Origin of the sequence: Flavobacterium aquaticum (assembly GCF_003259835.1) — a bacterium.
GTDB lineage: Bacteria > Bacteroidota > Bacteroidia > Flavobacteriales > Flavobacteriaceae > Flavobacterium > Flavobacterium aquaticum.
Genome location: NZ_QLMI01000007.1, coordinates 110103 through 122104 on the forward strand (window position 1 = coordinate 110103; position 12002 = coordinate 122104).

General features: G+C 33.6%; 11 protein-coding genes. 1 reads left to right on the top strand and 10 read right to left on the bottom strand.

Going from position 1 to position 12002, the window contains the following annotated elements:
• Positions 1-231 precede the first annotated feature (231 nt).
• Together B0I03_RS11340 and fahA are read right to left on the bottom strand one after the other, a co-directional pair.
• Positions 232-1413 (bottom strand): hypothetical protein, encoded by a 1182-nt coding sequence (locus tag B0I03_RS11340; RefSeq protein WP_111567553.1) that lies wholly within the window; start codon positions 1411-1413, stop codon positions 232-234.
• A gap of 197 nt (positions 1414-1610) precedes the next feature.
• Positions 1611-2897 carry a fumarylacetoacetase gene (gene fahA / locus B0I03_RS11345; RefSeq protein WP_111567554.1) on the bottom strand — a complete coding sequence of 429 codons (1287 nt, stop codon included), beginning with the start codon at positions 2895-2897 and terminating at the stop codon, positions 1611-1613.
• A 112-nt stretch (positions 2898-3009) separates the two neighbouring features.
• Between fahA and glyA the strand changes: the two genes are divergently transcribed.
• Positions 3010-4284: a serine hydroxymethyltransferase gene (glyA, locus tag B0I03_RS11350; RefSeq protein WP_111567555.1), complete on the top strand. Its 1275-nt coding sequence runs from the start codon at positions 3010-3012 to the stop codon at positions 4282-4284.
• Between the two features lie 69 nt (positions 4285-4353).
• Here the strand turns inward: glyA and B0I03_RS11355 are convergent, their stop codons facing one another.
• The 8 genes from B0I03_RS11355 to B0I03_RS11390 form a co-directional block, all read right to left on the bottom strand.
• On the bottom strand, positions 4354-5373 hold the full coding sequence (locus B0I03_RS11355; RefSeq protein WP_111567556.1) for a M28 family metallopeptidase: 1020 nt from the start codon (positions 5371-5373) through the stop codon (positions 4354-4356).
• Between the two features lie 86 nt (positions 5374-5459).
• Complete coding sequence (trpA, locus tag B0I03_RS11360; RefSeq protein ID WP_111567557.1) at positions 5460-6230, bottom strand: tryptophan synthase subunit alpha; 771 nt, start codon at positions 6228-6230, stop codon at positions 5460-5462.
• Between the two features lie 36 nt (positions 6231-6266).
• Entirely contained in the window at positions 6267-7460 is a 1194-nt protein-coding gene (gene trpB / locus B0I03_RS11365; RefSeq protein ID WP_111567558.1) for a tryptophan synthase subunit beta, read from the bottom strand.
• On the bottom strand, positions 7450-8085 hold the full coding sequence (locus B0I03_RS11370) for a phosphoribosylanthranilate isomerase (protein ID WP_111567559.1): 636 nt from the start codon (positions 8083-8085) through the stop codon (positions 7450-7452). Before B0I03_RS11370 ends, trpB begins: the two co-directional genes overlap by 11 nt.
• Positions 8082-8867, bottom strand: a complete 786-nt coding sequence (gene trpC, locus B0I03_RS11375; RefSeq protein ID WP_111567560.1) for an indole-3-glycerol phosphate synthase TrpC — start codon at positions 8865-8867, stop codon at positions 8082-8084. Before trpC ends, B0I03_RS11370 begins: the two co-directional genes overlap by 4 nt.
• Before the next feature lie 2 nt (positions 8868-8869).
• Positions 8870-9862: an anthranilate phosphoribosyltransferase gene (gene trpD, locus B0I03_RS11380; protein ID WP_111567561.1), complete on the bottom strand. Its 993-nt coding sequence runs from the start codon at positions 9860-9862 to the stop codon at positions 8870-8872.
• 92 nt (positions 9863-9954) lie between these two features.
• The gene (locus B0I03_RS11385) at positions 9955-10521 is read right to left on the bottom strand and encodes an anthranilate synthase component II (protein ID WP_181452391.1); all 567 of its coding nucleotides are present in this window, start codon (positions 10519-10521) and stop codon (positions 9955-9957) included.
• 71 nt (positions 10522-10592) lie between these two features.
• Positions 10593-11993 carry an anthranilate synthase component I family protein gene (locus B0I03_RS11390; RefSeq protein ID WP_111567623.1) on the bottom strand — a complete coding sequence of 467 codons (1401 nt, stop codon included), beginning with the start codon at positions 11991-11993 and terminating at the stop codon, positions 10593-10595.
• Between the last annotated feature and the right edge of the window lie 9 nt (positions 11994-12002).

The window sequence follows — 12002 nt, forward strand, 5'->3', positions numbered from 1 at the left end:
AGTTGTTTGATAGGGATTATTCAATATATGTTCCAATCTTAAATAGATGCCAAAATGTCTTTATTTTAGCATTTTTGTTAAATTTTAATGCCAAAATGACGTTTTTTTTGGGTTTAAAAAGACATATAAAGGTGCAAAAAAAGACATATAAAGGTACAAAAAAAGACATATAAAGGTACAAAAAAAGACAGTATCGTTACATACTGTCTTCTGTTAATTAAGTTATAAAATTTACCTTCTAAACTTATTATTGGTAATAATTCCTTTTAGTTTGACTTTTAAATCTTCGCCTGTATCATAAACCATTTGTTCATTGCTTGGGAAAGGTACGGCTCTTCGGTCAAAATATTGATAATAGGTTTCTTCACAAGCGCGTTTGTCTCCATTGTAGTTTGCGTAGATGTAATCAAAAATAAATTCGCTCGTTACTGGGAAAGCATCAATTAATTGATTAGTTCTAAAATCAATATAATCTACTTTAGCCGTTACTTGACACGATTTGAATTGCGTAAATTCGTAAATACTAACCGTGATAGTTTTCATGTTATCCACTTTAATTGGATTGCCCAAACTATCTTTTACTACATTTCCGTTGGCATCTAAAAGTGTTTTAACACCATCTTTGATTTGTTTTTCTTTAACAAATTGCTTTTCACGAACTTGTTCTGGAGAAATATTAATCTGTCTGAAATTTACAATCATCCCAAAGTCATAATTAATACCCTTTTGTTTGTTGTTATGATATACCGTCCATTTATCATTGATTCCATACGTGCTAAAATCCAATAAATCGTCTTGTAAACGAGCTGGAATCACCATATTGGTTTCGTTTTTTGTATACACATGAACAAAATCGGTTCCTTTAAATTGCGCTTCATCCATTAAAGCACGAACGTCTTTATAACCTGGATTCAATTTATCTAAATACGCTAAATCATCAAAAGCTTGTCTAAAATCCATCTTGTTTTTAGAAGCCAATAGTTTTTTAGCATTACCATATAAAAATCCCGAAAGATTATTTTTACTACTAATTAATTCATCAGAATAATCATCCATTGGGAAAATTGCATTTCTGCCTTCTTTCAACAATTGCAGCGGTAAAAGAGGTTTAATACGTTCTTGACGATTGTGTAATTGATTATAAAGATTAAATATTCTTTCGTAGTTAGCCGGATTATTTTCTTTGATTAACAAATTCAACGATTCTAAATCACGTTGCTTAGCTTTTGCAAAAGCTTCCTCTAATAAATATACATAATCTTGTTTACCTTTTGAGTTTTTGTTGGTTCTTAAAGCATCAACTGCATTAATGATAGCGCCATCATAGTCACCATTACTTAACATAGATTGGGTTTGCTTTACACCGCATGAAAAGATAACTAGCGATAAAAATAATAGGGTAATTTTTTTCATAAAAATCAAATATTTTGTCAAAGATAAAATTTTTTTGGAGCTATTTCCTGCTGTACGTTCTATCTTTTTGTTTTTAAAGGAAAAACAAAAAGGATGCCACTTCCATCAGGGCTAAAAAATAAAACTCCGAAAGACGATTTCGGAGTTTTAAATATGATATATATATATATATATATATATATATATATATATATATATTAGAATTTCAATTCTACAGCGGGTAACAATTTACTTGAAACTTCTCCAAAACCAATTCGTAAGTTATCTTTTTGGCAAAATCCTCTAATAATTACAGTATCGTTATCGTTGATGAATTTACGTTCTGAACCATCGTTCATTTTTAACGGTTTTTGTCCGCCCCAACTCAATTCTAACATCGAACCGAACGAATCTTCTGTTGGTCCAGAAATGGTTCCACTTCCCATCATATCGCCAGAGTTTACTCTACAACCATTAATGGTATGGTGCGCTAATTGTTGCGCCATTGACCAATACATATATTTAAAGTTGGAACGAGAAACAACAGTTTCTACTGCATTTTCAGGCTGAATAGCTACTTCTAAATTAATATCAAATGCTTTCTCTCCTTTTTGTTTTAAATAAGGTAACGGTTCTGGTGATTGCTCAGGTCCTTTTGTTCTAAAAGGCTCCAAAGCATCCATTGTTACAATCCAAGGTGAAATTGATGATGCAAAGTTTTTTGCTAAGAATGGTCCAAGTGGCACATATTCCCATTTTTGAATATCGCGTGCACTCCAATCGTTAAATAACACCATTCCGAAGATATGTTCTTCTGCTTCTTCTACGGGAATTGGTTCTCCCATTAAATTCGCATCGGTAGTAATAAAAGCAGTTTCTAATTCGAAATCTACTAATTTTGAAGGACCAAAAACTGGAGTAGTTTCTCCATTTGGTAATGTTTGTCCATAAGGTCTGTGAACAGGAATGCCTGAAGGCACAATCGTAGAACTTCTTCCGTGATAACCTACAGGAATGTGTAACCAGTTCGGCAATAATGCATTTTCTGGATCACGGAACATTTTTCCTACGTTTGTAGCATGTTCTTTTGAACTATAGAAATCGGTATAATCTCCAATTTGAACTGGTAAAAGCATTTCAATATCTTCCACTTTAAAGATTACAACTTCTCTATGGTCTTTATTGTCTCTTAAAAGAGGATTGTTTTCATCAAAGATTTCAGCTAATCTATTTCTTACTAAACGCCATGTTTTTCTTCCATCAGAAATAAAATCGTTCAGTGTGTCTTGCATGAACATATCATCAGTAAGTTCAATACCTTCAAAATACCCTAATTGTTGTAAAGCACCCATGTCAATGGCGCAGTTTCCAATTCGAGTTCCTATGGTGATAACATCTTCTTTTGTAATAAAAACACCAAACGGAATATTTTGGATAGGAAAATCACTATTTTCGGGAACATTTATCCAAGATTTTCTTAGGGGGTCGTTTGCTATATTTGGCATAATTGTATTGTTAGTTTGTTGTTGAAAAATTATGAATCAAATATAAAATTATCTATCAATGTAACAAACCTTTTTCGTAATTTTGACCTAATTTTAACGAATATTTATTGCAATGCAACGCGACGAACAAATTTTTGACCTAATTCTTGATGAACAAGACAGACAAATTCACGGAATTGAATTAATTGCTTCTGAAAACTTTGTTAGCGACCAAGTAATGGAAGCTGCAGGTTCATGTTTAACCAACAAATACGCTGAAGGATATCCTGGTAAAAGATATTACGGAGGATGTGAAGTAGTAGATATTGTAGAACAAATTGCAATTGACAGAGCAAAAGCTTTGTTTGGCGCTGAATACGTAAACGTACAACCACACTCGGGTTCTCAGGCGAATACAGCTGTTTTTGCAGCTTGTTTAAAACCAGGTGATACTATTTTAGGATTTGATTTATCTCATGGAGGTCACTTAACACATGGTTCTCCAGTTAACTTTTCAGGAAAATTATACAATCCAGTGTTTTATGGAGTAGAAGAGGAAACAGGTGTTTTAAACTATGATAAAATCCAAGAAATTGCTTTAGCAAACAAACCAAAAATGATTATTGCAGGAGCTTCGGCTTATTCTCGTGATATGGATTTTAAACGTTTCAGAGAGATTGCTGACAGCGTTGGTGCTTTGTTGTTAGCAGATATTTCACACCCAGCTGGGTTAATTGCTAAAGGTTTATTGAATGATCCAATTCCACATTGTCATATTGTAACTACAACTACTCACAAGACTTTACGTGGTCCAAGAGGTGGAATGATTATGATGGGGAAAGATTTCGAAAATCCTTGGGGATTAACTACTCCAAAAGGAGAAATCAGAATGATGTCTCATGTTTTAGATATGTCGGTTTTCCCAGGAAATCAAGGTGGACCTTTGATGCATATTATTGCAGCTAAAGCGGTGGCGTTTGGAGAATGTTTAACCGATGAGTTTTTCCGTTATGCGATGCAAGTGAAGAAAAATGCACAAGCAATGGCAGAAGCGTTTAATAAAAGAGGTTACAAATTAATTTCAGGTGGTACAGATAACCACATGATGTTAATCGATTTAAGAAACAAAGGAATTTCAGGTAAAGATGCTGAAAATGCATTAGTAAAAGCTGAAATTACAGTAAATAAAAACATGGTACCTTTTGATGATAAATCACCATTTGTTACTTCTGGTATTCGTGTGGGAACTCCAGCTATTACAACTCGTGGTTTAGTGGAAGAAGATATGGAAACGGTTGTTGCTTTAATAGATAAAGTATTAATGAATCATACTGATGAAGCTGTTTTAGAACAAGTAGCGGAAGAAGTAAATGATTTAATGAGCGAAAGAGCAATGTTTGTTTTTTAATTTCAAGCATTATCCAAATAAAAAACTCCTGAGATAATCAGGAGTTTTTTATTTTTATGAAGTTCGGATTTATTTTCCGTCTCTATCTACTTTTATTCTTTCAGGACGATTTGCTAATTCCCAAGCCAAACCAAAAGCTAATTGAGCACGTTTAGCTAACGCATCATATTCAATTTTGTCGGGAGTATCACTTGGTAAATGGTAATCTGCATGAACTCCGTTAAAGAAGAAAATTGAAGGAATTCCTTTTTTAGCAAAGTTATAATGGTCAGAACGATAGTAAATTCTTTCAGGATCGTTTCTGTCGTTGTATTTATAATCAAAATCTAATTTGGTATATTTCGCATTTACTTCTTCATTGATCGTATGTAATTCACTACTTAATCTATCAGAACCAATTACGTAAACATAATTATTGGTGTTTGGATGTAAAGTATCACGTCTTCCAATCATATCAATATTAATGTCAGCAACAGTATTTGCTAATGGATATAACGGATTTTCTGAATAATATCTTGAACCATGTAATCCATGTTCTTCTCCAGTTACGTGTAAGAATAAGATAGAACGTTTTGGTCCATGCCCTTTTTTCTGAGCTTCTTTGAAGGCTTGAGCAATTTCTAATAAAGCAACAGTTCCAGAACCGTCATCGTCTGCACCGTTGTAAATTTCACCATTTTTCATTCCAACGTGATCGTAATGTGCCGAAATCACAATAATTTCTTCAGGTTTTTCCGAACCTTTTATGAAAGCCCAAATGTTTTCAGAATCATTTAATTTTGGAGCAAATCCTCTTTTCATAAATTCAGAAGGTACTTTTTGATACCAATCGGAAGCGGCTTCTGGGTAAGAAATCCCCATTTTTTTATACTCTTCAATTAAGTATTTTCCAGCTTTCTTTTGTCCTTCTTCTCCGGTGTTTCTACCTTGCATTTCATCACCAGCAACAATATACAAGTGTTTACTTAACTCGGGAGCCGTAATTGTGTTAATGTAAGTGCCAAGATCTGCTTTTGTAGCGACCTTTGTTGACGAACAACTCATCAAAATCAAAGATAAAACAGCACCTGAAAACAATATTTTCTTCATAGTTTTTGTTTGGTTTTTTAAGTATTAAAACAAATATAAAGAGTTAGTAGCTAAAGTCAATTTTTTATTACGGTCATTTCAATATTTTAACATTTTTTAATGAAAGTATTAATAAATGAATATGTGTTTTTAATCGGATTTTCCTTCAAAAAGTTTATAAAAGCACTCCCGATAATCGCTCCTTTTTGATATTGTGTAGCTTGTTGAAACGTTTCTTCATCTTTAATTCCAAAACCAACAATTTGCGGATTTTTTAAGTTTAAATTTGAAATTCGTTTGAAATAATCCATTTGCTCTGAACCAAATCCTGATTGACTTCCCGTAACCGCAGCCGAACTCACCATATAAATAAAACTATCGGAAATTGCATCAATTTGTTGGATTCTTTCTTCGGAAGTTTGTGGCGAAATTAAAAAGATGTTTTTCAAGTTATATTCCTCGAAAATCGATTTGTATTCGGTTTCGTAAACGAATAGCGGTAAATCAGGAATAATTAAGCCATCAATCCCAACTTCTGCACATTTTTGACAAAATTTCTCTATTCCGAATTGCATCATCGGATTGAAATAACCCATTATGATTAAAGGAATTTGAACGGTTTTTCGAATATCTTTCAATTGCTCAAATAGAAGCGAAGTTGTCATTCCGTTTTCAATTGCTTGAGTTGAGCTTTCTTGTATAGTTGGTCCATCGGCTAACGGATCCGAAAAAGGTAACCCAATTTCAATCATATCTACTCCGTTTTTTTCCAATTCTTGAATGATGGAAACAGTGTCGTTTAGCTTTGGGAATCCTGCTGTGAAATAAATGGAAAGCAGTTTTCTATCTTCTTGTAATTTTTGGTTGATTCTGTTCATGTTATTTGTTTTTGACTAATCACTTTTCACTTTTTACTATTCACTAAACTTAAAATAATCAATATAAGTATTCAAATCTTTGTCACCTCTTCCTGATAAGTTGATAATCACAATATCGTTTCGTTGGAATTGTTTTTTATCCAAAACTGAAAAAGCATGTGCTGTTTCAATTGCAGGAATAATGCCTTCTGTTTTTGATACTTCTAATCCAGATTGCATGGCTTCGGAATCTGTTATTGCTATGAATTCTGCTCTTTTGGTATCGTGTAAATGCGCATGAAGTGGGCCAACTCCGGGATAATCCAATCCTGCCGAAATAGAGTAGGGTTCAGTGATTTGTCCGTCTTCGGTTTGCATTAATAAGGTTTTACTTCCGTGAATAATTCCAATTTTCCCTAAAACAGAAGTCGCAGCACTTTCACCTGAATCAACGCCATGTCCAGCCGCTTCTACAGCGATTAATTTCACCGATTCTTCGTCTAAAAATTCGTAAAAAGCCCCAGCAGCATTGCTTCCGCCACCCACACAAGCAATCACATAATCTGGATTTTCTTTGCCTTCTTGTGATAATAGTTGGGATTTAATTTCTTTGGAAATCACACTTTGAAAACGTGCCACCATATCAGGATAAGGATGAGGTCCAACCACCGAACCAATAATATAAAACGTATCAATCGGATTGTTAATCCAATCGCGAATAGCTTCATTGGTAGCATCTTTCAAAGTTTTCGAACCTGAAGTTGCGGGACGAACTTCCGCACCTAACATTTTCATTCGAGCTACATTTGGTGCTTGTCTTTTAATATCGACTTCGCCCATATACACAATGCATTCTAATCCCATTAGAGCACAAACGGTTGCCGTTGCCACGCCGTGTTGACCTGCACCAGTTTCAGCAATGATTCGGGTTTTACCTAAACGTTTGGCGACTAAAATTTGACCGATGGTGTTGTTGATTTTGTGTGCTCCGGTGTGACATAAATCTTCTCGTTTTAGATAGATTTTTGTGTTGTATTTTTTGGATAAACGTTTGGCAAAATACAATGGCGTTGGGCGACCTACAAATTGTTGTAATAAGTCGTTAAACTCTTCTTGAAAAGAAGGTTCGTCCATGATTTTTAAATAGTTTTCTTTTAATTCCTCAACATTCGGATATAACATTTCGGGAATAAAAGCGCCTCCAAATTGGCCATAAAATCCATTTTCGTCAACATTATACTTAGTTTTCATATAGCAATTTTTTAAATTTTTGTAATTTCATTTTATTTTTTATGCCTGGTTTTTTCTCAAAACGACTATTAACATCAATTCCATAGCACTTATTTGCAGCGGATGATTTTAAAAATTCTTTTAATCCGTCAATTTCTGTAGTTCCAATACCACCGCTTAAAAAGTAAGGAATATCGTAGTGGTAGTTTTCTAATATATTCCAATCGAAGGTAATACCATTTCCACCGGGAAGTTTTCCTTTGGTATCAAAAAGAAAATAATCGACAGCTAATACATATTCTTTAACCACAGAAAAATTGAAAGTCGAATCTATGGAAAAAACTTTTATGACTTCAACACCGAGTTTTTTCACATTTTTACAAAAAATAACCGACTCATTTCCATGTAATTGAATGATGTCTAATTGGTATTGATTAATTTTTGCAGCAATTTCTTGTATGGACGCATCTACAAAAACTCCTACTTTTTTGGTAGTTTCATGAAGTTCAGGAATCGAATCCAAAGTCATATTTCGTTTTGATTTTTCCCAAAAGATAAAACCCAAATAATCAGGATTTAAAGCCGATATTTCCTTAATATTTTCGATTTCTTTCATCCCACAAATTTTTAGTTTTACGTTTTTCATATCACTAATTTTTGAATGAATCGTTTAGCTTCCAAACCCGGATTTTCGGTTTTCATGAAATGTTCTCCCATTAAAAAACCTTGATAACCATATTGTTGTAATTCTTTAACTGCTTCAATTGAGCTAATCCCACTTTCAGATACTTTTACAAATTCGGTTGGAATTTTAGATGCTAATTCTTTGCTGTAATCTAAACTCACTTCAAAAGTTTTTAAATTGCGATTGTTCACACCAATCATATCTAAACTTGGCATAATCGATTTTTTCAATTCTTCTAAATTGTGAACTTCCAATAAAACTTCCAGTCCTAAACTTTGAGCAAATTCAGAAAGTTGCTTGATTTCTTCTCGAGTCAAAACCGCTGCGATTAGTAAGATTACATCGGCACCATGCGCTTTGGCTTCCAAAATTTGGTATTCATTAACAATGAATTCTTTTCGTAATAAAGGAATATTCACCGAAGCTTTTGCTAATAACAAATCATCCAAGCTTCCACCAAAATATTTAGCATCCGTCAAAACAGAAATTCCGCAAACACCAGCATTTTGGTACCCTAAAACCACATCTTCTACTGAATGATTGTTATTAATTATTGTTTTAGAAGGTGAACGACGTTTGTGCTCTGCAATAATTCCTGAAACACTATTTTTCAAAAGTTTACTTAATGAATAGGTTCGCGAATTAAATAGAACGGAAGCTTCTAATTGCGAAACCGGAATAATGCTTTTCTTTAACTCGACTTCACGTTTTTTGTCGGTGATGATTTTATCTAAAATACTCATGGTTAATTACTTATTGCGATTAATTTTTTCAATTTTTCCAATGCTTTTCCGCTTGATAAACTTTCTTGTGCTTTGGATAAAGCTTCCCCATAATTCGATTTTTCAACGGTTTGAATCGCGATGGCAGCATTAGCACAAACTACATTGTTTTGAGCAGTAGTTCCTTTTCCAGAAATAACATCAAAGAATATTTTTGCAGATTCGTCTACGGTTATTCCTCCTTTGATGGTTTCAAGTTTACATTCAGGTAATTTGAAATCGGATGGTTTTAAAATTTGTTCGGATGCATTCGAAATGATTTTCACTTCATCAGTCAAGGAAACTTCATCAAAACCACTTAATCCGTGTAAAATGGAGTAGTTGGTAGTAGTGTTTTGGTACAAATACGCATACATTCGAGCTAATTCCAAACTAAAAACGCCCACCATTTGGTTTTTGGGAAACGATGGATTTACAATAGGTCCCAACATATTAAAGAAAGTTTTTACACCAAGTTCTTTTCGAATCGGACCCACATTTTTCATAGCAGGATGGAAGAGTGGCGCATGTAAAATGGCAATATTGGTTTCTTCAATTGATTTGGTGAGAAAATCGGAATCATTCGTAAATTTCACCCCCATTTTTTCCATTACATTACTCGATCCCGAAATAGAGGAAACGCCATAATTTCCGTGTTTTGCAACTTTAATTCCAGTTCCAGCAACTATGAATGAAGCTAAAGTCGAAATATTGAAAGTGTCTTTACCATCGCCACCCGTTCCACACAAATCGATGGTATTGTAAGCGGAAAAATCAACAGGAATACACAATTCCAACAAAGCTTCACGGAAACCAACTAGTTCTTCAATGGTAATGCTTCGCATCATGTAAACGGTCATGAATGCTGCAATTTGACTTGGATTATAACTTCCAGAAGAAATATTTACCAATACGTCTTTGGCTTCTTCTTTAGTTAAGATTTCATGTTGAATTAATCGATTTAATATATTTTTCATTTCATTTATTTTAAAATTGGACATAAGTTGGGCTGTACTTCACTGATTTTGTTTTAGTGAAGCAAGAAATTAAGCGTGTATGTTGTTGTTAATTAATGGCTAAGCCAATTTTCTAGAATTTTTTTCCCGAAAGGAGTTAAAACGCTTTCTGGATGATATTGAACACCTCGAATATCGAATTGCGCATGTTTCATCGACATAATTTGACCGTTTTCATCAGTAGAAGTTACGATTAAATCGGCTGGAAGGTTTTCATTGGAAACCACCCAAGAATGGTAGCGACCCACTTCGAATTCGTTTGGTAAATCATTGAAAATAAAGTCATCTTCGATTTTTGTGACTTTGGTTGCCACACCGTGATACACTTTTTCTAAGTTGGTTAAAGTGCCACCAAAAACTTCTCCGATAGCTTGTAAACCTAGACAAACTCCAAATATACTTTTAGTAGCAGCATATTTTTTGATAACTTCTTTCAACAAACCCGCTTCATCAGGAATTCCAGGTCCGGGAGAAAGTAGAATTTTATCGAATTTTTCTAATTCATTCAACTCAAATTCGTCGTTTCTAAAAACGGTTACATTCGCATTCAAATCCTCTAAATAGTGGACTAAATTGTATGTAAAACTATCGTAATTATCTATAACTGCTATTTTCATAATTTTTGTTTCATGTTTTTTTTGTTTCAAGTTTCAAGTTCCAATTAACCTGAAACCTGAAACTTGAAAACTTTTTATATGTTTTCTGCTAAATCTAAAGCTTTTTGTAAAGCACCTAACTTATTGTACACTTCTTGCATTTCGTTTTCTTCGGTTGAACTTTCAACAATTCCGGCTCCAGCTTGAAAATGTAGTGTATGGTTTTTACTCAAAAAGGAACGAATCATAATCGCGTGATTGAAATTACCTTCAAAATCTAATACACCTATGGCGCCGCCGTAGAAACTTCGGTTGGTTTTTTCGATGTTTTCAATCAATTGCATGGCTTTTACTTTTGGTGCTCCGGTTAATGTTCCCGCTGGGAAAGTCTTCGCAACTAACTCCATAAAAGTATGATTTTCTTTTAATTTTCCTGATACTTTTGAAACCAAATGAATTACATGAGAGAAAAACTGCACTTCTTTGTATTTTTCTACTTTCACATCATGGCAACTTCGACTTAAATCATTTCTTGCTAAATCGACTAGCATGACGTGTTCGCTATTTTCTTTTGAATCTTCCCCTAATTTTTTAGCTAATTCGGCATCTTGTTCATCGTTTCCGGTACGTTTGAATGTACCTGCGATAGGATGAATTTCGGCAAAATTGTTTTTGATTACCAATTGTGCTTCTGGTGATGAACCGAATATTTTGAAATTTCCGTAATCGAAAAAGAACAAATACGGAGAAGGATTGATGCTTCGTAAAGCACGATACACATTGAATTCATCGCCTTTAAAACCTTGTGAAAATCTTCTAGATAAGACCAATTGGAATACATTGCCACGTAAACAATGTTTTTTGGCTAACGAAACGTAGTTTTTGAATTCCTCATCAGTTAAGTTAGAAGTTCCATTTCCTGATTTTTGAAACGAAAAGGAAGCAAAGTTTTTCGATTGTAATAATTGTTCAATTTCAGCGATATTATTGCTTCCATCAAAACTATGACAAAATAAATACGCTTCATTTTTGAAATGATTAATTGCGATAATGTTTTGATAAACAGCGTAAAAGATTTCTGGAATTTCGTTTTCCTTTGATTTTTTTGCAATCGAAACTTTCTCAAAATATTGAATCGCATCATAAGCTAAATAGCCAAATAATCCATGTGTAATGAATTTAAAATCTGACTTTTCGGTTTGGAATTGATTAGAGAAATTCTCGATTTCTTTAGCCACGTTTACATCAGTATCAATTGGAATAATTTCTGAAAACCCATCTGGAAAATTCGTTTCAATTTTTTGATTTTCTACTTTTATAGAAGCAATCGGATTGAAACAGATGTATGAAAAACTGTTGTCATTCGCATGATAATCAGAACTTTCTAGCAAAATGCTATTCGGAAATTTATCACGAATTTTCAAGTAAACACTCACTGGCGTAATGGTGTCGGCAAGAATTTGTTTGTAGTTGGTATGTAATTTATATTTTTTCATTTGATTTTG

Bases quoted from the DNA above. Each gene is read 5' to 3' on its own strand.
- trpB (WP_111567558.1), bottom strand. From the start codon at position 7,460: ATGAAAACTAAGTATAATGTTGACGAAAATGGATTTTATGGCCAATTT.
- trpA (WP_111567557.1), bottom strand. From the start codon at position 6,230: ATGAACAGAATCAACCAAAAATTACAAGAAGATAGAAAACTGCTTTCC.
- B0I03_RS11355 (WP_111567556.1), bottom strand. From the start codon at position 5,373: ATGAAGAAAATATTGTTTTCAGGTGCTGTTTTATCTTTGATTTTGATG.
- B0I03_RS11340 (WP_111567553.1), bottom strand. From the start codon at position 1,413: ATGAAAAAAATTACCCTATTATTTTTATCGCTAGTTATCTTTTCATGC.
- B0I03_RS11390 (WP_111567623.1), bottom strand. From the start codon at position 11,993: ATGAAAAAATATAAATTACATACCAACTACAAACAAATTCTTGCCGAC.
- fahA (WP_111567554.1), bottom strand. From the start codon at position 2,897: ATGCCAAATATAGCAAACGACCCCCTAAGAAAATCTTGGATAAATGTT.
- trpC (WP_111567560.1), bottom strand. From the start codon at position 8,867: ATGAGTATTTTAGATAAAATCATCACCGACAAAAAACGTGAAGTCGAG.
- glyA (WP_111567555.1), top strand. From the start codon at position 3,010: ATGCAACGCGACGAACAAATTTTTGACCTAATTCTTGATGAACAAGAC.
- B0I03_RS11370 (WP_111567559.1), bottom strand. From the start codon at position 8,085: ATGAAAAACGTAAAACTAAAAATTTGTGGGATGAAAGAAATCGAAAAT.
- trpD (WP_111567561.1), bottom strand. From the start codon at position 9,862: ATGAAAAATATATTAAATCGATTAATTCAACATGAAATCTTAACTAAA.